At 41.4% G+C, this 23,401-nt stretch carries 23 protein-coding genes; 3 read left to right on the top strand and 20 right to left on the bottom strand.

The window, feature by feature from the left end:
- Positions 1 to 14: 14 nt before the first annotated feature.
- The 3 genes from CD03_RS0111020 (at position 15) to CD03_RS0111005 (ending at position 3,742) form a co-directional block, all read left to right on the top strand.
- Positions 15 to 1,241, top strand: coding sequence for a WYL domain-containing protein (locus tag CD03_RS0111020; protein WP_027293676.1), 1,227 nt, complete (start codon positions 15 to 17; stop codon positions 1,239 to 1,241).
- 20 nt (positions 1,242 to 1,261) lie between these two features.
- Entirely contained in the window at positions 1,262 to 2,173 is a 912-nt protein-coding gene (locus CD03_RS0111015; RefSeq protein WP_027293675.1) for a WYL domain-containing protein, read from the top strand.
- A gap of 465 nt (positions 2,174 to 2,638) precedes the next feature.
- The gene (locus CD03_RS0111005) at positions 2,639 to 3,742 is read left to right on the top strand and encodes a slipin family protein (protein ID WP_027293673.1); all 1,104 of its coding nucleotides are present in this window, start codon (positions 2,639 to 2,641) and stop codon (positions 3,740 to 3,742) included.
- Positions 3,743 to 3,979: 237 nt separating this feature from the next.
- Here CD03_RS0111005 and CD03_RS0111000 read toward each other — a convergent pair whose 3' ends face one another.
- The 20 genes from CD03_RS0111000 to CD03_RS0110900 all read right to left on the bottom strand — a co-directional run bounded on the left by CD03_RS0111000 (position 3,980) and on the right by CD03_RS0110900 (position 23,343).
- The gene (locus CD03_RS0111000) at positions 3,980 to 5,248 is read right to left on the bottom strand and encodes a peptidoglycan-binding protein (RefSeq protein ID WP_027293672.1); all 1,269 of its coding nucleotides are present in this window, start codon (positions 5,246 to 5,248) and stop codon (positions 3,980 to 3,982) included.
- A gap of 293 nt (positions 5,249 to 5,541) precedes the next feature.
- Positions 5,542 to 6,573 carry an RIP metalloprotease RseP gene (gene rseP / locus CD03_RS0110995; protein WP_027293671.1) on the bottom strand — a complete coding sequence of 344 codons (1,032 nt, stop codon included), beginning with the start codon at positions 6,571 to 6,573 and terminating at the stop codon, positions 5,542 to 5,544.
- Between the two features lies 1 nt (position 6,574).
- Positions 6,575 to 7,717: a 1-deoxy-D-xylulose-5-phosphate reductoisomerase gene (gene dxr, locus CD03_RS0110990; protein ID WP_027293670.1), complete on the bottom strand. Its 1,143-nt coding sequence runs from the start codon at positions 7,715 to 7,717 to the stop codon at positions 6,575 to 6,577.
- A 101-nt stretch (positions 7,718 to 7,818) separates the two neighbouring features.
- Positions 7,819 to 8,625 (bottom strand): phosphatidate cytidylyltransferase, encoded by an 807-nt coding sequence (locus CD03_RS0110985; RefSeq protein WP_027293669.1) that lies wholly within the window; start codon positions 8,623 to 8,625, stop codon positions 7,819 to 7,821.
- Between the two features lie 2 nt (positions 8,626 to 8,627).
- Complete coding sequence (locus CD03_RS0110980) at positions 8,628 to 9,335, bottom strand: isoprenyl transferase (RefSeq protein WP_027293668.1); 708 nt, start codon at positions 9,333 to 9,335, stop codon at positions 8,628 to 8,630.
- A 135-nt stretch (positions 9,336 to 9,470) separates the two neighbouring features.
- The gene (gene frr / locus CD03_RS0110975; protein ID WP_027293667.1) at positions 9,471 to 10,022 is read right to left on the bottom strand and encodes a ribosome recycling factor; all 552 of its coding nucleotides are present in this window, start codon (positions 10,020 to 10,022) and stop codon (positions 9,471 to 9,473) included.
- Positions 10,023 to 10,053: 31 nt separating this feature from the next.
- Positions 10,054 to 10,749 carry a UMP kinase gene (gene pyrH / locus CD03_RS0110970; protein WP_027293666.1) on the bottom strand — a complete coding sequence of 232 codons (696 nt, stop codon included), beginning with the start codon at positions 10,747 to 10,749 and terminating at the stop codon, positions 10,054 to 10,056.
- A gap of 277 nt (positions 10,750 to 11,026) precedes the next feature.
- The gene (locus tag CD03_RS0110965; RefSeq protein ID WP_027293665.1) at positions 11,027 to 11,539 is read right to left on the bottom strand and encodes a hypothetical protein; all 513 of its coding nucleotides are present in this window, start codon (positions 11,537 to 11,539) and stop codon (positions 11,027 to 11,029) included.
- 29 nt (positions 11,540 to 11,568) lie between these two features.
- A complete protein-coding gene (locus CD03_RS0110960) occupies positions 11,569 to 12,729 on the bottom strand; it encodes a hypothetical protein (protein WP_156042864.1) in 1,161 nt (386 codons plus the stop codon).
- 94 nt (positions 12,730 to 12,823) lie between these two features.
- Positions 12,824 to 13,507, bottom strand: a complete 684-nt coding sequence (locus CD03_RS35980; RefSeq protein ID WP_052377760.1) for a hypothetical protein — start codon at positions 13,505 to 13,507, stop codon at positions 12,824 to 12,826.
- 133 nt (positions 13,508 to 13,640) lie between these two features.
- Positions 13,641 to 14,576, bottom strand: coding sequence for a LysR family transcriptional regulator (locus CD03_RS0110950; protein ID WP_027293663.1), 936 nt, complete (start codon positions 14,574 to 14,576; stop codon positions 13,641 to 13,643).
- 30 nt (positions 14,577 to 14,606) lie between these two features.
- Positions 14,607 to 15,491, bottom strand: a complete 885-nt coding sequence (locus CD03_RS0110945) for an aminoglycoside 6-adenylyltransferase (RefSeq protein WP_027293662.1) — start codon at positions 15,489 to 15,491, stop codon at positions 14,607 to 14,609.
- On the bottom strand, positions 15,481 to 15,843 hold the full coding sequence (locus CD03_RS0110940; protein WP_156042862.1) for a hypothetical protein: 363 nt from the start codon (positions 15,841 to 15,843) through the stop codon (positions 15,481 to 15,483). Before CD03_RS0110940 ends, CD03_RS0110945 begins: the two co-directional genes overlap by 11 nt.
- Positions 15,844 to 15,875: 32 nt before the next feature.
- On the bottom strand, positions 15,876 to 16,409 hold the full coding sequence (locus CD03_RS0110935) for a M48 family metallopeptidase (protein ID WP_044289306.1): 534 nt from the start codon (positions 16,407 to 16,409) through the stop codon (positions 15,876 to 15,878).
- A 5-nt stretch (positions 16,410 to 16,414) separates the two neighbouring features.
- On the bottom strand, positions 16,415 to 17,044 hold the full coding sequence (locus CD03_RS33215) for a DUF2284 domain-containing protein (RefSeq protein WP_063837241.1): 630 nt from the start codon (positions 17,042 to 17,044) through the stop codon (positions 16,415 to 16,417).
- A gap of 24 nt (positions 17,045 to 17,068) precedes the next feature.
- On the bottom strand, positions 17,069 to 17,911 hold the full coding sequence (locus tag CD03_RS0110925) for a hypothetical protein (protein ID WP_027293659.1): 843 nt from the start codon (positions 17,909 to 17,911) through the stop codon (positions 17,069 to 17,071).
- 6 nt (positions 17,912 to 17,917) lie between these two features.
- Positions 17,918 to 18,394 (bottom strand): metallophosphoesterase family protein, encoded by a 477-nt coding sequence (locus CD03_RS0110920; RefSeq protein ID WP_044289305.1) that lies wholly within the window; start codon positions 18,392 to 18,394, stop codon positions 17,918 to 17,920.
- A 247-nt stretch (positions 18,395 to 18,641) separates the two neighbouring features.
- On the bottom strand, positions 18,642 to 20,438 hold the full coding sequence (locus CD03_RS0110910; RefSeq protein WP_027293657.1) for a sensor histidine kinase: 1,797 nt from the start codon (positions 20,436 to 20,438) through the stop codon (positions 18,642 to 18,644).
- 24 nt (positions 20,439 to 20,462) lie between these two features.
- On the bottom strand, positions 20,463 to 21,740 hold the full coding sequence (locus CD03_RS33210) for an ABC transporter substrate-binding protein (protein ID WP_044289304.1): 1,278 nt from the start codon (positions 21,738 to 21,740) through the stop codon (positions 20,463 to 20,465).
- Positions 21,741 to 21,753: 13 nt separating this feature from the next.
- Positions 21,754 to 23,343, bottom strand: coding sequence for a response regulator (locus CD03_RS0110900; protein ID WP_081820216.1), 1,590 nt, complete (start codon positions 23,341 to 23,343; stop codon positions 21,754 to 21,756).
- Positions 23,344 to 23,401 lie beyond the last annotated feature (58 nt).

Raw genomic sequence — 23,401 nt, 5'->3', positions numbered from 1 at the left:
AATGAGGTGAATGAATGGCATATACGGAACTGATTAAAAATTTTGAGCGCATACGGGATTATATGAGAGAATTCTACGTCTATGGTTTTAAGTGCAGAGAGGAGTTCGAAAAGAAAAGCAGCCGCTCATACGATAATGAACGCCGCAGAATCGAAAGTTATCTTGGTGATTACATGGGCTTTCGCCAGACTCCCGGCGGAAAAAATGTCTTTCTTTCCATTGACAGCAGAACCTGTGTGCACAATCCTCTCTATAAAGCATTAAAAGCAAAGAGCTTTACAAACGGCGATATCACTCTGCATTTTATATTATTCGATATCTTGTATAATCCGGGTATTTCTTATACTTTAAAAGAAATAACAGATAAAATTGATGCATCATACCTTTCTTTTTTCCAATCCCCTATGCTTTTTGATGAATCTACTGTTCGGAAAAAACTAAAAGAGTACATCGAATCAGGCTTAGTAAAAGGTAAAAAACAAGGAAGGCAGATTGTGTACAGCAGAACCTGCTCTGAAGACCTGTCATCCTGGTCCGATGCATTAAATTTCTTTTCTGAAGCAGGGCTTTGCGGGGCAATTGGCAGCTTTTTACTGGATCAGACCGGTTACGAATCTGAATTTTATTCTTTCAAGCATCACTACATAGCACATGCTCTTGAAAGCGAAGTACTCTGCCAGCTTCTGTATGGGATTTCCCAAAAGCGTTTCGTAACTATCACGAACTATACAAACAGATCAGAAAATACAAACACATGGGACCTGATCCCTCTCAGGATATTCGTAAGTGTCCAAAATGGAAGACGCTATCTGATGGGCTATAGCACCAAATATCACAGGATCAATTCCTACCGTCTTGATTATATTACCGGTGTAAAACCTGGGGATATCTCAGAAAATTTTGATCAGCTGCGGGACAAACTGGCAAATATGCAAAAATACATGTGGGGCATTTCATGTAACTGGCGGAACGCATTGGAACATGTAGAATTTACCATACATATTGGTAACGGTGAAGAACACATTTTTCATCGGCTGGAACGTGAAAAACGATGTGGGACAATACAGCGGATTGATGCTAATACCTGCCGCTTTATTGCTGATGTATATGATACCGGCGAGATGATTCCCTGGATACGTACCTTTATATGCCGGATTACTTCCATGAACTTTTCTAACAGAACAATCGAAAACCAGTTCAAACAGGATATCAGGGATATGTATGATTTATATCAATTATAAGAATCAGGAGGGGATACGTAGTGCTTTTTCATGAAATCTACAGTTGTTACTATCATGCAGTAGCAAATATTTTATCAGCATCAGTAAAAGGAAACCTGACTAATACGGAAATGGAAAAGATCATAAATGAAACAGCCTTTGGTGAAAGTCATTTAACCATTATACCTGCATTGAAAAATGAAGAATGGCAATTAATGGATGACTCATTACATACACCGCTGACCCACGAACCTTCCATAGGGCTTACAACCCTGCAAAAACGCTGGTTAAAGGCAATCACCCTTGATCCCAGAATCAAACTATTTGAGATTGATTTTACGTTTTTAAAGGATGTGGAACCACTGTTTACACCCGCAGATTATGTTGTGTTCGACAAATATAATGACGGAGATGAATATGAAGACGAAAATTATATTAAGATTTTTCATAAACTCCGCAGCGCCATGCATGCCCGTAAAAAGGTAATCATCCGGTATAACAGTCAGAAAAACAACTACAGGGCCATCCTCTGTACACCTTATCAGTTCGAATATTCAGAAAAGGATGATAAATTCCGTATTCGTATTTTAGGGTGCCGGTACGCAGATATGCTCAATGTGGGCCGCATCAAAGAATGCGAAATAACAGAGGCAGAAGGGACAGCCGGCAAGAAAATCAGGAACGTCACTTCAGAATTTCTGATAATGGAACTTTTAGACGAAAGAAATGCATTGGAGCGTATCATGCTTCATTTTGCTCACTTTAAAAAAGAAGCCGAACGCCTTTCCGAACATAAATACAGAATAAAAATATATTATGAGCGGGAAGATGAGACAGAATTGCTGATCCGGGTTTTATCATTTGGACCTTTCGTCAAAGTAACGGAACCGGAACACTTTGTAGGATTGATAAAAAAAAGACTGTTAATGCAGAAAAGTTGTGACCTCAAATAAGAGTTCGCAACTTTTTTTCCGTGATAAATACATAATTTTTCATTAGAATATAGTTGCAGGGTTGCTTCAGTGTGTGTGTTCTGATCTCACCACGGTGCGCCAGGTCTGCCAAAGCGTATGCCAGAGCAATGCTGCCGACAATCGCAGGTTCGAATCCTGCCCGGGAATATTCACCGGCCAAGTGGTTTTGGTGTGCTTAAAAGGCACAATCTGCTGTGCTCATTACACAGAATTTAACATTACAACATACAGACATTCCCGCAGGTAAATGCCGGATCTGCACCGTTACGTGCAAAGGTCCCTTTGCCTGCAGTGTATCAAATGCCTTGCCTGAAAAGGATACCGTTTTGCTTAATCATCGGCCAGAGCTAATGCTTACGCCCGTGACAATGTTAAACTTAATTACTCAGCCGCATTTTTTACATTGGATGTCTGTCAATCAAAGAATCATCGGGAGGTATACATATGCGCATTATTATTCAGGAAAATCAAAGAGGCCTGCTCTTTAAAAACGGAAAGTTTGTGAAATTACTGGAAGCCGGAAGATATTTCATCTTTGGCACTCAAAACATGGAAATCGTCCAGCTGGATCAGCCGCTTACATCTGAGACCTGCTCACCGGAAGTTCTGCTTCGTAATGAAAAGGTTGCAAGACAGACAGCCACTGTAGATGTAGCGGATGAAGAACTGGCACTTCATTTTATAAACGGTAAATTTGAGGAAATACTAAGGCGCGGCAAATACGCATATTGGTCTGTTATTCATAAACATGAATTTACCAAAGTGTCTATTAAGGCACCGGAGGTACCAACCGATATACCGCAGTATATTTTTAGTAAAATCCCATCATATCTATATTCTAAAATTGAAGTGAAAGAATATCAAAAAGCACTGTTATACTATGACCAGAAGCTGGTAAAACTGCTTGATGCAGGAACCTACTACTACTGGAAATGCAGTACAAAGGTTGACTACAGCATTGTAGATACCCGTCTTACCCAGATGGATATAAACGGGCAGGAAATACTCTCTCAGGATAAAGTCGCACTACGAATCAATTTCGTATTTACTTATAGGATCACAGACTACGTAAAAATATTTACAGAAATAGATAATTATGAGGAACAAATGCATGTTGCGGCCCAATTTGCACTTCGGGATTATATCAGTAAATACCGCATTGATGAGATTCTTGAAAATAAAGAGCAGATTTCTGCCTATGTCTTCGAAAAGCTAAAAGAAAAATCAAGTGAACTCTACGTAGAAATTACTGATGCAGGCGTAAAAGACATCATACTCCCCGGCGAAATCCGGGATATTATGAATACCGTACTAATTGCCGAAAAACGCGCCCAGGCAAACGTGATTACCCGCCGGGAAGAAGTCGCTTCTACACGGTCACTGCTTAATACCGCCCGGCTTATGGATGAAAATACTACACTATATAAACTCAAAGAACTTGAGTATCTGGAAAAAATCTGCGAGAACGTGGGCAATATTTCTGTTAATGGCAGCAGTGGCCTGCTTACACAGCTGACTGCTATTCTGCATGGCGGATCAGCCTCCTGACACGCTGTAGTACTAATATGCCTGATTCAATAAACGCATCCCCTATGCATGAAAATTCCGGCAAATTATGTCACAAAGCCCTGGACAGCACAGCTTAGCCGGAAAACAAAAAATAAAAGCGTGTCTGAAAGATATCCTTCCCTTTTTCAAACACGCTTTCACTAATTAGAGATTTTATAATGATCCTCTAAATCATCTCATAAATCATGCAATTCATTTTGCACTTCATTAACCAAATCACGGATTTAATTCTGCTATCCTGGTAACACCCACATAAATCTCCTGAATCTTATACCAGGTTCTATAATCTACTATCCCCGTCTCCGGCAGCCCAAACACATCCTGGAATACCCGGACTGCATTCTGCGTACCCTCTCCATAAATCCCATCCACTGCAATTTTAGGTATCAGCGGATATGCATTGGAAATTGCATTTAACTGTTCCTGAATCTGTCTGACTTTATCCCCGCTGGAACCAATATCCAGACTGTAACCCGGCCAGGATGAAGGAATGCCCGCAATTTCCTCTGCACTATTAATATACATACTCTGACCATAATAATTACGCAGAATCTCAATCGGTGTGTACCCCTGATCCCCCAGTGTCTTTGATCCCCACTGCGTCATCCAGTTTGGACACTGGACTCTCTGTCCATCACAATACTGTGTCAGAATAGGCTGTTTAACATTCGGCCTGGACAGATAGTTACTGAACAAATCATCTACTACTTCCGAAATGCTTTCAAATATATTGCGGCCATAGATCCATTTATGGTCAAATGCTGTAGATGAGGTGATCGTAAAATCAAATCCTTTATTCCGGTACCATTCCGTATAAACCCTGTTCAAAGTAAATGACATAATAGCCAGTACATTCGCTTCAATTGTAGCTCTTGGCCAGGTCGCATAGATCTCGCTTGACGCTACATTTTTGATATAATCCTTGTAACGAATGTAGTAGTCTGTCGCTGTTGTGTCCCTTGGAGAACCATCGTGTACCACGATAAATTCAGGGATAACGACACGGCTCAGAACAATTTCCCCGATCTGATTAACAGGCTTAATTTCCGCTTCCGCGATCTTCGGCGGATAAACCCCATAGAGCGTATGTGCCGGAATTACGATTACATCAATCCCTTCATTATCAACAAGGGGGCGCAGCCGCACTTCCTGCAAAGCTGTCTGATCCGCCAGAATCTCTGTACCACTAATCGTGATTGTCTCAAATCCTTCAGCAGTAATCCGAAGTGTATACTCCGAATAAGGCTGTGTCTCTGATGGAGCAAGACTGTATTCCAGAGGCGGCGTTGCCAATTCTATAGCTGCCGTCTGTCCTGTGCTGTCTGTTTTGATTTCTTCTACTGTACTTTCCGGGTCCCCTGAATAGGAGATATCTATCGTCGCGTCTGCAACCGGCGTAGCACGCTGGTTCGACAGTACACGTATCTGTAAACGCCCCCGATCCGGGGTGTCCTGCTGCATGGCTTTGATTGTATTATTTGACATGCCTGACCTCGCAAATATCCTGTCATCTATAGTATATGCAGAAATTTAACATGTGTATACGATATTCGTTATCTGTCAGCAATCAGAGCATTTCCTGACAAAAAACGGCGTCTTTGAACTGTCTCTTAAAAATTTTTCTAAAATAGTTCCTTCATTTCTTTAATAAAAAAAGCTGCGAAATAAAGTTAATCTTCCTTTATTTCGCAGCTCTGACTTTTACACTTCTAAAATAAAAAAATACTCTGCTATAATGATCCTATATTTTTATAAACGGTTTACCAGCCTGATCACATTTACAGAATCTTCATAACATCATTAAACATAACGACTACCATCAGAACCATAAGTGCCATTAGCCCAACAAAATGTACCATTCCTTCTTTTTCCGGACTGATCCTCTTACCCCGTATAGCTTCCAGAATTAAAAATACCAGCCTGCCGCCATCTAAAGCCGGAAGCGGGAGCAGATTCATAACCCCAAGATTGGCAGTTAATAATATGGAAATGTTCAGCATATTCAGCCAAACCAGGAAACCGCCTCCCTCTCTGGCACTCTCTTCGTATGCATCACCAATGATCGTTACAACACCAACCGGACCCGACATATCATTGATACCCACCTGACCTCTGACAAGCATCTTCAGGCTTCCAATCGTGGTATCGATCCAATATTTCACCTCATAGGCGCTATACTTAAGCGTACTTATAGGATTGCCTTTCACTCTGGTACCTGCAGGAGTAATGCCAAATACGTATCTGCCGCTGTCCGTCTTCTCAGGTGTCATCTGAATAGTATGGCTTTCCCCATTTCGTTCAAAATCAAGCGTAACCGGTTTCCCCTGATTAAATGTAACATAATTATTGATTTCTCTGGAAACACGTATCTTCTTATTATTCATCTTCGTAATAACATCGCCTTCTTTTAGACCTGCTTCTGCCGCAGGATAACCTTTGGTAACGGCTCCTACTACAGGTGAATCATGGCCAATGCTACCAATAATAAACAATGCCAGAACAAATGCTAAAATAAAATTAAATATCGGACCTGCGGCAATAACGGAAATTCTTGCCCAAACGGATTTACTGCCAAAGGAACCATCGTCACCGGCTGCTTCATCTTCCCCAAGCATCATACAGGAACCTCCGAACGGGAGCAGTTTCAGCGAATACCTGGTCTCACCTTTTGTAGTGCTTACCAGTCTTGGACCCATACCCACTGAAAACTCTGTAACGGTAATTCCATTTAATTTCGCCAGGATAAAATGTCCCAGCTCATGAATAATAATGATAATACTAAATATTAATATAGCAATAACGATTTTCAATCTACCACCTGCTTTCAATCAATTCATAAGTTGCCTGTTCCGTAGCCAGTATCTCTTCCACAGTTGGATTCTGGATGGTCTTATGTTCCTCCATACAGTACATAATGATATCATAAATATCCAGGAAACGGATTTCCTTATGTAAAAATTTACTGACTGCACGCTCATTGGCTGCATTGAATACCGTCGGCATAGATCCGCCTGCCTTCGATGCCTGAAATGCCAGCGGCAGTCCGAGGAAAGTATCCATATCCGGTTTTTCAAAGGTAATCTGTGACAATTTCCAAAAATCCAGCCGTTCTCCGCCCAGGTACTTACGATCCGGATAATAAAGCGCATATTGTATCGGCAGCTTCATATCCGGTGTTCCCAGTTCTGCCATAATCGCTCCATCTACATATTCCACCATAGAATGGATAATACTTTGCGGCTGTATCACTACTTGTATTTTATCCAAATCTACTCCAAACAACCACTTGGCTTCCATAACTTCCAAACCTTTATTTACCAATGTTGCTGAGTCTATGGTAATTTTCTGTCCCATTGCCCAGTTTGGATGCTTCAAAGCATCTTCCAAACGGACTTTTTCCAAAAATGATTTGGTTTTTCCTCTGAATGGACCGCCTGATGCCGTCAAAAGTATTTTACCAATTCTTTTTGGATTCTCTCCATTTAAGGACTGGAAAATCGCGCTGTGTTCACTGTCCACAGGCAAAATACGGACACCGCATTCTTTAGCTAATGGCATAATAATATGTCCTGCCGTAACCAGTGTTTCCTTATTTGCCAGCGCAATATCCTTTTTCGCCTTAATTGCTTCAATTGTAGGCAGAATTCCAATCATCCCCACAATAGCAGTGACCAGAATCTCCACCTCCGGCAGCGTGGAGATCTCAATTAATCCCTCCATGCCGCTTACAACTTTTACATCCAGATCTTTAACGGATTCTTTTAATTCCGAAGCAGATTTCTCATCCCAGACCGCAACTGCCTTTGGCGCAAATTCCCGAATTTGTTTTTCCAAAAGCACGATATTACTGCCTGCCGCCAATGCCGCTACCTGTAAGTCATTATTTTCCCTTACTACTTCTAATGTCTGGGTTCCGATAGAACCTGTTGATCCTAACACTGCTATCGTCTTCATAAAAAATCCTCTCTTGTTCTTTCTTGGAGTGTACTTAAAATATCATTGCAGCAATCTGCCCGCCCCATTAGCCAGGCACTTTTTCAAACACACTCTGATTCTTAATTAAAAAGTGTTGCTAAAAAGTAAATAACCGGAGCTGTAAATATAACACTGTCAAAACGGTCCAGTATCCCGCCATGCCCCGGTATCAGCTTGCCGTAATCCTTAATATCGTGATTTCTCTTAATTGCAGAAGCTGCCAGGTCGCCTACCATGGAAATCAATGCACCAATTCCGCAAATAACCGCATAGACTGCAATCTGATTCTGTGCCTCCAGATATTTTCCAATTACAGCAGCATAAATTGCTCCCAGAAGTGCAGCGCCGATTACTCCGCCAACTGCCCCTTCTATGGATTTTTTCGGACTTAACTTCGGAGACATTTTATGTTTCCCAATTAATACACCCACACAGTACGCACAGGTATCGCATCCCCAGGAACACAGGAAAATCAGCCACACGATAAATGCACCGTCCTGTAGATTTCTCGTCTGGAAAATATAGGACAGCATCACAGATACATAGGCAACGCCAAAAAATCCTGCCATCACCTGTTCTGCCCGATACTTCGGGAATGTAAACACATAGACAAACATAAATGCTACCAGCAGAAAAATCAGCCCTATCATACTATATGCTTCAAATCCAAAAAGTAACATGAAATAGTAACCAACAGTTCCAATATAACCTACTATTGCCAGTCCATGGTTCTGCTCGGATTCTACTTTCATTGCTCTGTAAAGTTCGTTCAAGCCGATCAACGATATCAGAAGCAAGGTAGCAAATAATACATAGCCCCCTGAAATAATCGTCAACAGCGCAATCAGTACCAACACAATACCACTTATGAGCCTCGTCACAAACATGGTTAATCCTCCTTCACGCCCCCGAAACGCCGATCTCTGCCATTGAATTTATCAATCGCTTTCATCAGTTCATTCTTATTAAATGCCGGCCACGGCACATCTGTGAAATAAAATTCCGTATATGCCAGCTGCCACATCAAATAATTGGAAAGACGAAGTTCCCCGCTGGTTCGAATCAGAAGATCCGGATCCGGTATCCCTTTCGTATCCAGATAATCGGAAAAAACATCCTCCGTAATATCCGATACCATTACTTTTCCATCCTTACAGTCCTGTGCCAGATTGCGGATAGCACGCACGATTTCATCACGGCTTCCATAATTAATGGCAATCTGAAAATTCAGTCCCGTATTATTCTTCGATGTCTCCTGCAAAGACCGCATACTAGCCTGTAAATCCGGATCCAATGCCGAGGGATCTCCCAACATACGCACCTTCATATTATTCTTCTGAGCCGTCTTAATACAGGTCTTCGTATAGCTACGAAACAGCTTCATAAGTGATGCCACCTCTTCGCTTGGACGGTTCCAGTTCTCTGTTGAGAACAAGTACACCGTCAAATATTTGATTCCCATATTATAAGCATCTTCACAAATAATCTCCAGATTTTTTGCTCCTCTGACATGCCCGTAATTTCTGGGCATTCCTTTGCTCTTCGCCCATCTTCCATTTCCATCCAGTATAATTGCCACATGCTGTGGTATTGCCATCTTTATTCTCCCTCCTGCGCCTATCTCACAGGACAGCCAAAACACTGCCATTTCATAGACCTTTTTCCATCATATCACAAAAAAGGGGACTGTCAAGAAGCCCCCTTCTATTATTTATAAAATTATAATAATTTCTTAAACCGTTAAGATTTCTTTGGACTTTTCTTCTACTGCCTTGTCCACTTCCTTGATGTACTTGTCCGTCATTTTCTGAGTCTTATCTTCTAATTCTTTGATCTCATCCTCAGAGACATCTTCTTTTGCCATTTTCTTAAAAGCATCGTTTGCATCACGACGAATGTTACGGATTGCAACCTTAGCAGCCTCGCCTTTTTTCTTCACATCTTTAACCAGTTCTTTTCTGCGTTCCTCTGTTAATTCCGGAAATACAAGGCGAATAATCTTACCATCGTTATTCGGGTTAATTCCAAGATCAGAAGTCATGATTGCTTTTTCAATCGCCTTAACGAGAGTTGCATCCCAAGGCTGAATCTGAATCATTCTGGCTTCCGGAACGGTAATATTACCAACCTGCTGAAGGGGTGTCGGGGTTCCGTAATAATCTACCTTAATCTTATCCAATACATGTGGATTCGCACGTCCGGCTCTGATCGCTCCAAACTCTGATAACAGGTTATCATAAGATTTTGTCATTTTTGTGTCGTATAACTTAATTCTTTCATCCATTTTTCATTCCTCCTGATTTTTATAGTTGAAATTATACGGTTACTTTTGTACCGTTAATCTTACCTTTTGCGGCATTGACAATGCTGTCCTTTTCGTTTAAGCCAAATACCAGCATCGGCATTTTATTCTCCATACAGAGTATGGATGCCGTCATGTCCACAACAGCAAGTTTCTGATCAATTACTTCCTGGATAGAAATCTCGTCGTATTTCTTAGCATCCGGGTTGTCCTTTGGATCGCTGTCATAAACCCCGTCAACAGCCTTTGCAAGCAGAATCATATCTGCTTCAATTTCAACGGCACGGAGTACAGTAGAAGTATCGGTTGAGAAATAAGGATGTCCGGTTCCTCCCGCAAAGAAAGAAACAACTCCTTTTTCAAAATATTTATTCACACGGTCCTTCGAGAACAGTTTTGTGAAAGAGCCACATGCAAATGGCGTTAAAATCTGTGTCATTATTCCAACGGAACGGAAAATTTCTGAAACATAAATACAATTCATAACAGTTGCCAGCATTCCAATCTGGTCTGCCTTCGTGCGGTCAATCGTCTCACTGGAACGTCCCCTCCAGAAATTACCACCGCCAATTACGATTCCAACTTCAATACCATCATCTACTAATTGCTTTACCTGATTCGCCACTTCCGTTACGGTAGGCTCATCAAACCCTGTCTTCTTACTTCCGGCTAACGCTTCGCCGCTGAGTTTCAGTAATACTCTCTTCATCTTTGCACCTCTGCTATATTTTTTCTTTCCAGCAGGTCATTGACCCGAGTAGAATCTTCGATGATAGTATAGCATACTTTGGGGGATATGTAACGTTGTTTTTTGGGAAAATTAACTTCATTACTACAAAATTATATTCTAAAGAACTCCTTAAGCAAAAAAACTATGTAGACATAATGAAATTACATCTACATAGTTTATATATCAAATCAATTTATAAATCCTAAAAACAATTTTTTCATAAAATATATTAGATACTATCTTTTGATATAGATTGTTATTTATTTTTATAAGATATTGTAAAATTTAAAGTTCCCTTATATGTCCCTGCTACAGTCGGTTTACTGTTTCCTTTAACTTTAATAGTCTTTGTATCTGTGGTACCATTTTCAAATGTTACAATTGGATCTGAAACATCCAACACTCCATCATCTTCGCCTTTTAATGTAACATCATAAGCAGGTGACCCGTCTTCTTGCGTTAAAGTTAATGGTAAACTTATCTTATCACTTTTGATATTCACTGTTCCTCCCTGATCCAAAATTAATACCTTTGGCACAAATGATAATGTTCCATCAGCTATATCAGTTCCAGTATCAATAGTCAGTGTTGATGGTATTGTAACCGTATATGAAACAGGAACAGTATAGCTTACGTCTAATCTCTTTCCTATATCCTCAGTTGCACCATTAACATTACTAACATCTCCATCTGCCGCAAACACATTCATACTCATCCCCATCAACATAACCCCAGCTAACCCAAACGCTACTAATCTTTTTTTCATCATGATAAATTCCTCCTATATTTTACAATTATTTATTCATAGACTACATTAAATCTCAAACCACCACTATACTTCCCAGCCGGCACGATCTCTTTATCATCCATTGATACAATCCTTGCCTTCTGGCTATCCTTTGTCTGATCCAATCCTATGCGATTATCTCCCTTACGTATCAACTTTCCTTCTATATATAATTGATATTTCCAGGTTGTATCTTCATCGCCGTCCCGCATCAGAACAAAACAATCTGTTCCATCATCTGCCCAGTCCCCATCTATCTCAAGATATGCTTTTTTATCTCCCACATCTTTTATAAAAGAAGTCCCAATCTTAAAGTCCGTGCTTTCATTGATCATCACTTCCGAAGGAATTTTAATAGCATAGTATGGCGATAGAATATCATACGAGCCATCGCCCTTTTCCTTTTCTGTTTCGCTATCTGATTCCTGCGTTATGACTTTGTCTGTTTTGGGCTTTAAAGCTTTTGCTTCATTCCGTACTTCTGTCTCATGTTGGGCACTGTCTTTTTCAGGCACTTTACTTTTTTCTTTTGTACTACCAGCTTCCTGCACGTCACTTTCCGTTTCCGTACATTTTTCGGTCTCTAAACACTTTTCAGCTTCTGTTTCCTCTTCTGAATCCGTATTGGAATTCCCGTTGGTCTCCTCTATGGTTTTCCTCTCATCCTCAGTCACCTCTTCCACATCATTAAGAACCTGCTCTGTCGAAAGTTCCGACATATTTTCTGTATCTTCTTCTGTCATTTCTTCCGGCTGGATTACTGTTTCTTCCATATAAAACCCACAATATTCATTATGTACATGCATACATGGTTTTCCTTCAACTGCAGGCATATAAGAGCATCCCTGGCAATGTTCAATCATGCCATCACCATCTGTATCTTTGCAATCCATATCACAGGAAACCTCAGGTAACGCTTCTGCATACCCGCAAGTTCCATCGTGTTGATGGCTGCATACCGAATTTTCTGTCCCGGCATTCATGAGACAGCAGGTGCATCCTTCTCCACACCGGACACAACCTTGATTTAATTCCGCTTCATTACAAGCACATATTTCATTACCCTCTGTAAGATCGTTACTTATTATTTCTTCTTTTTCCTCATTATCGCAGCTGCACTGTTCACAGGAACAGATACAACTGCCTGCCTCTTCGGCTCTAACCACTTTCATGGGAAACGTTTGTGTTATCAGGGCTGCGATCAGAATTAGAGGAAAACCTTTCTTCCAGGATCTGTGTCTAAATACCACCCTCCTATACGCCTCCTTACTTCACTTCCAGCGTTGTCTCCACATTTGCACCATTCATACTGGACTGGGTTACGATATGGAATGTGGATATTTTTAATACTGCCGGATATTCTCCCGCATCCAGCGCACGGTTTAAAGTAATATGAGTAATTGCCTCACCCGGCGGAACCTGTTTTGAAGTATACAGTACTTCATCCGTATCTTTTAATACAAGTTCAAAGGTAAAATAACAGGGGTTTCCTTCCGGATTTGAAAATGCCACATCTACTTCAGTCTTACCAGCCGGTAAATAGATCTGGGGATATCCCGGGATCGCTATGGAATCTGCATTTGGATCACCTTTAGGTGCCTGGGGTACTGTCCCGTCCCACTCTCCTGCATTTGGATCAACATCTGCGGATGCCGGCTGCTGCTTTTCTGTGGATACATCTGCTATCGACTCTGTCATCTGAGAGGAAGCCGGTTTGTTGCCAAACCATCCCATATTATAACCAATTGCAGCTCCTGCACCGCCCAGAGCAATTACGCCTGCCAGGCTTCCGATAATAATCTTTTGCCTGATAAGTGCTTTCGCCAGTTCTTCTGCTGTCTTTCCGGCTGCTTTTCCCGCCGACTTTGCAGCTGTCTCGCCCGCCGCTCTCTTGGCCGCTTCGGTTGATAATTGTTCCTCTTCGTTAGGTAATTTCTTCTCTTCCGCCATATTTGCCACTCCTATGTCTTTATTTAATGCTGCTATGGCTCTCTGACTTGGATATTTCTTACTATCTGCCTAGATTATACCGCCATATCCAAAATCATGCCAATACTTAATCCGGATAACCTTGTGATGCTTTTTAGGTATCACGGGTATCTGATTTATCCCCATAGTATTCCCGGAATAGTTGCAGGAATTTCCTTCCATTCCCTGAGATCACTTCTTTTTTTCGTTTTATCCAAATAAGCAGCATCTCACCGGTAACATCTTCTATTTCCCTGCTGACAATTCTGCCTTTTGCAAGTTCTTCCATCTGCCATTTGTTCCCGAAAATAAAGGCGTCTGCGTGCTTTAACATTCGTATGATCGCATGATAATTATTCATGGTTATCGTTTTCCTAAAATCTGAAAAACGGACACCTCCCATATCTAATCCAAAATTTATATTAGCATAATAATCATATGGAAGGTGAATGTAACTATAATCCAGCAAATCCCTTGCATATATTTTTCCCTGTCTTAACAGTGGACTTTCTTCGCTCACCTGTATATATATTGGACCCCTGTCCAGAACTTCGTATTCCATTTCTTTTAATTCCAGCGATCTGCGAAAGATAGGAAACTGGAAGGTATTGATTGCAACAATGCCTATTTCTGACTGTATTGTAGCCACACTGTTAATCACCTCTTCTACTGTGGTTTCAAATAAATTAATCGTTGTATGGTTTGACTTTACCGTCTCGTAGAAGCGCAGCATTAAATCATCCGCAAAAATAATCCTGGCAACGGCAACATTTAATTTACTCTGCACCGTTTCCTGACTCAGCATCTTTAAACCTGATACAGCATCTAACTGGGTTAGGATAGATTTGGCATAATAATATAAACTTTCACCTATAGGTGTTAATTCTACCCCCTGATTAGATCTTTTCAGCAATTCCGCCCCTACTTCTTCTTCCAGGCTGTGCATTGCCCTGGTCAGATTAGGCTGAGAGTTAAACAAGACCTCAGCCGCTTTATGCAAACTCTTCTGTTCTGCAATAACGATAAAATATTCCAGATATTTTAGTTTCATTCTCTATTCCTTTGCTTCGTAGTTTCATTTTTATAACGGAAGATCCACAGCGTCTGCTGGAAGTGATTCTACGGCTTCCAGATATTCCGTCATATTTTCATCATCCTGCATTGGATACAAAAAGCCCAATTGTACTCCAACACTTTTTGCCAGTTCCCGAAAAAGGCTGCAGGCTGCCCATATTCCCAGCCACATATTTTCATAAACTGCATCCGTATAGGTCTGCCTGTAGAGTCTCCAGTATTCTTCGGTAAGATAGCGTTTAAAATATTTCCCCATCTTCCCGGATGATACCTCGAAATTATTTTGACATCCGATCCACCAGCCGACCATGAGATCCAACTTCGGCCGGATTACTGTCTCCAGCATGTTTTTTGCATAGGGTAATTCATCTCTCCAGATTCCCTTTGCAGCATTTGCCATACACCACCAGAAATCGTTGCAGCATGCAGTATAATCCCCTTCCTGGGGGCATTTTACCAGATAGCTGTACCTTTTGATATCATTGATTTTACTTAAACAGCCATCCTTCTCCCAGAGAATCACTGTAGAATCCTTGAAATACTCTTCCGTTTCAACGGCTTCCAGAATCTGTATATGCAAATCGATGCGGTTTCCATCCTGAAACAACATAAGATATCCATATGAGCTGGTAAAATCCACCTGCCTCCCCAGCATTTTATCCAGCTTATCCGGTTCCTGTACCATACGGAGTTCTCCGAATACCTTAATCCACTCCCTGTCTTCTAAAAAAGATGCGGTTTCTGTTACCACATACACAATGTCATAATCCTGAAATAAGTCCCTTGGCGCATCAGATTTCGCTCTGGACCCATTTAAATAAACCCCCAGAATTCTGTCATCATTTTTCGCAACTCCTACTATCAGTTCGTACATCTCCTGCTCACTTCTCATATAAAACTCCCTTTCTGATCTCATTAACCCTAATCTTGATTGCTGTCACTTCGATTGCTGTTACTTCTGTCGCCGTTACTTTGGTTGCTGCCATTTCGATCACCGTTACTTTGGTTGCCGCCATTTCGATCGCCGTTACTTCGATTGCCGTTACTTCGATTGCCGTTACTTCGATTGCCGTTACTTCGATTGCCGTTACTTCGATCGCCGTTACTTCGGTCACCGTTACCTCGATTGCCGCCATTTCGATCGCCGCCATTTCGATCGCCGTTACTTCGATCGCCGTCACTCTAATTGCCGTCGCTTCGGTCACCGCCACTTCGATTACCGCCACGTCATATGATATAGACAAAACCTGCTCTTAACGGATAACTTCATGTAATTCTATAACCGCTTTCCATTCACTTTCAACCACCGCTGCCACACTTTATAATCCGGCATGATCTCTGCTACCACCGCATAAAACCGTGCTGAATGATTCATCTCTCTCCGGTGGGCAAGTTCGTGTATCACCACATAATCCACTACTTCTTCCGGCGCCAGCAAAAGTTTCCAGTTAAAATTCAAATTCCCTGCTGAGCTGCAGCTTCCCCATCTGGTCTTCTGTTCCCGAATAGTAATTCTTCCATATGAAACACCCATTATTCTGGCAAAGTACGCCGTCTTTGCACCAAACACTTCTTTTGCCAGATTGATCATCTTAAGCCTCTGGGCATCCGTTAACTGTCTGCTTTTCCTATTTTCAGAAGCTTCCCGGATTTCCTGCTGTTTTGTCAGTATCCAGTCTTCTTTTTCTTTCAGAAACTTCTCTATTGCATGCTTTCCGGCTCTTTTAGGTGCCCGCACCACTACATTGCCATCCTCCATAAGCTGAATGGCAAGGGTTTTTCTGGTACTGTAAATCAGTTCATATTCCATCCTGTTCACCACCGCATGTTATCTGAGAAAGATAGCAGTTCACTTCCTTCGTTGATTTCTTCTGCTTCTTCCGTCAGATAGACGCTGAAAAATGCTACCCGGTTATCCTTGCACCAGTATTCCAAACCGCAGTTCTCTGCCATTTTCTGTGCATTGATACAGTAAGCCGACAAACAGGATGCAATCTTCCTGGGGAACCTGCAGGGCATACCTTCCTGAATCCCGCAATTTGCGCAAAGAGAACAGGGTCCCGCCATAATAATAAGTCCCTGCTTTCCGTTCTCTTCCATTCTGGCAACAAATTCCCGTGTCTTCTGGTTGTGGCGCTTTTTAACAGCTTTTGTCTCCTGGCTGTCCATAATATCCTCAACCTGGGTTATCGTCTGCAAAACCAGTGCCTTTTTATATTTTCTTACTCTTTCTTCCATGTCAACCGCAGTCCCGCAATCCGGTGGACAGGCATAGTTCTTTCCATAATTTCCACAGAGATTCTCTTCACAGTATTTACGAAGGGCAGCATCGAAAATCAATTCTTTGCTGTCTATCCATACCGCGTGGTGAAAACCGCTGTTTACCGCTATCTTAACTGCTTGTTCCATTTCTTCTTCTTGGTTTCTATCGATGTCTTCTGCCATATCATCGTCTCCTTTTCACAGATATTACCTGATCCAAACTTTTCTATGTAATAACAGGTCATTTTCCATCCAGTTCACTGCATCCTGCCAATCCTCAAACTGATATCCCTTCATTCTGCGTTTTATCTGGGAGAAGAAAGTGCTGATCACAGCGTTTCCGCCCCGTTCTCCGGGAGATGTCATGGACGGTGTAAGCGCCCGGGCTTCTATCTCCTGATGATAATCTTTTGTTCGATAAATGGGGTTTTGACTGCTATGAAGAATAGGTGCATTTGATTTTTTCGATTCCAGAATCATATCCATTGCCGCTCCGGCAAGCTCTGCAGAACGATAGCCGCCCAGCATGACACCGGCGGCACTTTTATCATACATATCTATAATGCCTGCAAGGTATATGGTCCCATCCATTTTCGTAGTGTATACGCCAATGCCAATACTATACTTTTCGCCCCGGGTCAAGGGGCGGAAGTCTCTGTGTATGAGATTTTCATAAATACCCCCATTGCCTTTTCGTTTTTCTGCTGTCTGCTCTTTACCCTTGTCCTGCATGTTCCCATGCAGCAGCTGAGAATTCTGTTCCCGGAAATTTACCCGCTCCCAGGTTAGGTATCGATCCGTCTGAATCCCCAGTATCCTGCAGACTGCATGTGGCTCTTCACCGGAACAGATATCTTCATCATCTTTTCTTTCCAATAATGGATTTGTAATTTCACGGTATTCATACAGATAACGGTATTTTTTAGCCGTGCAGAACCGGATCCATTGAAACAGTGTTTCTTCATCCGGACTAAGTTCTCCGCTTCCTATTTTTAAGGCAGTCTCATACAGGCTTTGCCGCAGATAGGGATTTCGAATTTCACTTGTCAAAAATTCCTACCCCTCCTGCAATTCCTGGTTTAGCTCTATTTTTTCAACCATATATCTGCCGTCATGGATTTCCATAACCGCCATGGTAATCTGCTGATCAAACCGGCGTTTGCCACAGCTGCCGGGATTGAGCCACAGGACTCCATCTTTTTCTTCACAAAAATACTTATGGGAATGTCCAATTATTACAGCGCCCACATGCGTAAGATTTTCCGGAATGGATTTTTTATTATGAACCATATAGAATTTCATATCTGAGATTTCAAAATATAGTTCCTCCGGCAATTCTTCCGCCCACTGCGCTTTGTCATTATTTCCGCGGACTGCGTATACCGGAGCAATCCGTTTTAACTCCTCTAATACTTCAGCCTTATTAATATCGCCTGCATGTATGATATAATCACACATTTCCAGAACTTCTAAAACTTCCGGTCTCAATAATCCATGGGTATCTGCAATAATTCCAATTCTGCATTTCTTCATAATCATTCCTCCTCTGTGAATCCAAAACACCTACACTGCGCCATTTTTCCAATTCAGATCCTTTCATCCCGCACTTTTCAGTGTGGGATAATCCTGCCATCTGACATGTAAGGTCATTATAACACACTTCGCGGTTTACGACACAGAATGTCTGTTTTTTAATAACAATTTTAGAATTATTCCAGTTAATTCCTTTTCGTCATTCCCATGTATAAAAGGCGTTCTTTTCCACATAAAAAACTGCACATTATTCTGTGCAGTTTCCTTCATCAAACGGTATATGTACGGTAACCTTTGACCCATCTCCTTTTTTAGAAAAAATATGGATTCCGTATTTCTCACCATAAGTGAGCTGTATGATATGATGGGCATTATTTAGTCCCACATGATTGTGTCCTTTTTCTTTCACTTCTTTGTTAATTGGAAGGCTTACCTGCCCTTCCTGATCAAATCCCACACCGTCATCACTTATTTCAATATAGATACTGCGGTCCTTTTCAAACATGACGATTTCTACAAAACCCGGTTCCAGTTTAGGCTCAATCCCATGTACTACCGCATTTTCTACAATCAGCTGAAGACACAGCTTAGGAATAAACATATCCAATACTTCTTCATCTTCCACAATAATATTATAATTAAGTCTGTCTCCATAACGGTAGCTCTGCAGATACAGGTAATATTCCACATACTCCAGTTCCTGCCGTATCTGTACCTTCTCCGTATCTTTTCGATATATTTTCGCCTGTATCAGCTGGGAAAATGAGGTTATCATCTTATAGGTCTCATCGTTATGATCCATCCTTGCCTGCAGTGCAATCGTATTTAATACGTTAAACATAAAATGGGGATTAACCTGGGTTTGTAAAAATTTCAATTCCATTTCTTTAATCGATAGCTGTTTCTCATAAACCTGTTTAATCAGATAATTTACATATTCGGTCATTTCATTGAATACCAGGCTGATCTCATGGAATTCTTCTGTACTGTAATCCGGAAGTTTTGTTTCAAAATCCCCTTCTTTTACAGACTGCAGTTTTTCTGTAAATTCTTTCAGTGGTTTTGTCAGATGATAGACAATCGTTACAAATGCGGCAAATACTCCAACACAGATTACAGCCAGTATAAAAATATAAATTTTAACGGAATCATAAAGTAAGTAGGTAGTTTGTCCCTCCGGAATTCCTATGGTAGCCCTCAGATACATGCTCATATCTTCTGTATACAGGCGAAACCCCGTGTTATCAATTACGTCCTCATATGGTACCGTCTGAAATGACTGATTGATCTCACCTAACTTCTCACCAGCCATATTATAATTCTCACCACTGATTATATTGCCCCTCCGGTCATATAACATCCAGAAAGCTCCCTTATAATTCTCCACCTGGTTCATAATACCTTCCAAAACATCCAGGCGGATCTCAAAGATAACACTGCCCTGATCCTTCATATTCCGGTCATACAGGGTAAATGCAAGGTACTCCCTGCCTTCCTGACCCGGATAATAACAGTAATCTGCGCTGCCTCCCGGTTTTTCCTGTTGTTTCCTGAAATTATTATATACCCCGATTGCTTCTTCCCTGCTTTTTTGTACTTCCGACTCCACCATCGCATAGTAACCGGTAAATAAAAAGTCATCCTGACTGTCAAATAAATACACCTTTTCCACAATCGGTTCATTACCATTGCCCAGGTTTTTCTGACTGCTGATATTTACCGTACGGGTATAAATATTTTGCAGCCTCTCCTGTTCCTTATCGTCCAGATCCGCCCTGCCTGCTTTATCCAGATATGCCATAAGTTCTTCGGAACCCCGGATTTCATAAATAATATTTTCCAGATATTCTGTTTTCGTATTGAGATTATTATTTGTTTCGGTCAGGAAAAAATCCAGATCATGTTCTATATACTTTCCCACGATCAGCCAAACCGAACAGATGAATACCACCCCGCAGAAAATAAGGGACAGCAGTGTAACGCTGAGATTTAATGCCATCATTTTCTCTCTTAGGGAATGACGTTTCGTTTTTCTATCCTTCATCGTTTCCTCCGCCTATATTCTCTGTTATTGATTTAGATAATTGACCACTGTCTCCGGTCCTATTTTGCCTTGTGCTTCCTCATATAAACGCTGGGACAGATCATCTACCGCATCATTTCCCCAGGACAGGCTGATTGCCTTAATGTGTATGTCTGCATCATTAGCAAGTTCCAACGCTTCTCCCAAAAGTGGATAGCCTTCTTTGATTTCATTTCCGCTTACATTAGGATTAGACGGTGCCTGTCCGGTTTCCATTGCCATTTTTTTCTGAACTTCTTCACTCAGCATATATTTAAGGAATCGTATACAGGCCTCCTGCTTTTTCGGATCCTCATTTTTATAAATCACGTAACCGGAAGAAGGTGAGATATAAGCAACACTTCTGCCATCTTTCGTAGGGTAATTGGCATATGCCACATCTTCCTTTATGGAACTGCTTCCAAGCAGCTCACTATCCCAAACTCCGTTAAAGTATACCGCACTCTTTCCATCCAGAAAATACTGCCTTGCATTGTCAATGCTGGACACAAAGTTAGACTCCTTACCCAGCTTACGGATATCCTTTAGAGATTGAAAAATTATCTTACTGCTGAAATTCTCCGGCAGTTTAGACGCCAGCTCTACGCCCTCTTCTCCTTCACCCGCGACTCTTGCCAGAAAAATATCTTCCGACAGCTGTACACTGTCTAGTGCTGCCGCGGCAAAATCAGGATTCTGCTGTTTTCCCCACGCATTTAAAATTTTACAGTCAGCCAGGAATTCCTCCCAGGTGTCCGGCGTTTTCGCTGCTCCATACTCATCCACAATTCCCGCTTCCACAAAAAATTTCTTATTATACCAGTACCCTGCTATTTCCAGCGCATCCGGAATAGAATACAGCGCCCCGTCTTCCGTGGTCCAGCCAGCCAGAACTGCGGGATGAATACTCTCTTTCAGCTCCGGGTCTTCTTCTATAAATGGCATTAAATCAAGCGCCATCCCCCTTTTTACCGCATTAAAAACATAATATGACAAACCATTCGTACTGACAATATCCGGCATCTTTCCGACAGCCAGCATATCATTTGCTTTTTCCACCGCAATACTGCTGTCTGATGATGGGTAGGTGGTCAGGTTAATATCCGGATTTAGTTCGGAGAATTCCTGATAGATTTCCTGCATTGTGGCATGGGTGGGAAGTGTTCCGCCCCATCCGTGCATAAGAATGATATCCGTAACCTGAACATCCTCATTTTCTGAACACCCGCCCAGGAGGCATGCTGCCGCTACAAACAACAAAAGCATTGTTTTTTTCTTCAACATCCGATCCTCCCCGCTATTTAAAGTCTTTTGGTGAAACCCCAGTATATTTTTTAAAGAAATATGAAAAATAAGTGGTATTTTCAAAGCCCAGTGCATCTGCAATCTCATATATTTTCATGTCTGTATTTTTCAGATAATCCTTGGCTTTCTCTATCCGCATCTGATTTAACCGGTTCAGAATTTTTTCCCCTGTTGCTTCTTTATAAATTCGGCTCAGGTAACTGATACTGGTACCAACGTGTTCGGCAATATCCGTTACCGTTATTCCTTTATGGAAATTTTCTTCTATGTAACGCTCACATTCATTAACAATAGTATTCTTATGACTGGATGCGTTTGAGACATAAGAGGAGGTACCCTGCAGAATTTCCAGCATGACTTTTTCATACTCATCTGCATAAAAACACCGGTGAATCTTCTCCGTAATGCTTCCGCGATAGCCGGTGATCTGATAAATATCTGTACCAAAGGAATCTAAGATTTTTCTGCATCTCTGCTGTATAATAATTCCGGAATTTTTAATTGTATTTGCTGCGCACAACTCCAATTTCTGCGTTTTTAAGATTTCTTTGAATTTTAGCTGAACCTCTTCCGTATTGCCCTGGCTTACCTGAAAGCAGAGCTGTTCAATCAATTCATCCACCTTTGCACTATATTTTTCCGGATTCACTCCGTCCCTTTCATAGAAGCTAATCTTACTGTCTCCGCTGATAAAGCTGTTTCCAAGAACGCTCTCCGCCTGATCATAGGCTTTTTTCATATAAATAACTTCCTGCTGCCTGGAACTGACTCCGATATTGACATACAGCCCCATAAAGTTATCCATCATATCTGTAATCTGCTGTCCCTTCATTAATATGGTATCCATATAATTTTCCGGCACATTTTGTACTACGATGGCATACATATCCCGCTGAACCGGAATCCCTCTTAACATCTGTTCCCCAAACACCATGGAAAAGAAGTTTAAAAGGCTCTTATACGTCCTGCTTTTCTTCTCCGTAGTCATGTCTTCATTGAGGCGGAAATGCAGGAGCAGTACCAGATAATTTTCCGGTTTCATGCCTAGTTCTGACATCTTTGATCGTATCTCTTCTTCATCATAAATTGACCCGTCAAATACCGATTTCAGGAAATATTCCAACACCGTTTCTTTATCTTCCCTGGATATGCTGGTCTGCTCTTTTTTAATCAGATCTTTTGCCTTATTGATCGCCATGATCAGACCATCAAAAGCACCTGTTTTCGTCACATAGTCCACCACATTATATTTAACTGCCGACTGGGCATAGGAAAAATCAGCATACGCGGTCAGTAAAATAATTTTTATAGGCAATTTTTCTTCCCAGATATATTTGGCGATTTCAATCCCGTCTTTTCCAGGCATTTTAATATCTGTGATTAAAATATCCGGCTTGATCTCCTTAAGATTTTCCATTACCTGTTGTCCATTTTCAGCAGTATATACTACCTCGCATCCTAACTCATGCCAATTTGTCAAAGAAACCATGGCCTTTCTCATTAAAGGTTCATCATCAGCTACCATTACACGATACATTTCGTCTTCTTCCTCCCGTCCCGCAGACATTTCCCTAATCTGCATACCCAATACTTTCCTTCACGATTAACATCATATCATAATCATTTTCTAAAAGAAATCT

This window comes from Robinsoniella sp. KNHs210, from assembly GCF_000686105.1.
GTDB classification, from domain to species: Bacteria; Bacillota; Clostridia; order Lachnospirales; family Lachnospiraceae; genus Robinsoniella; species Robinsoniella peoriensis.
This window is presented reverse-complemented; position numbering and strand designations above follow the sequence as displayed.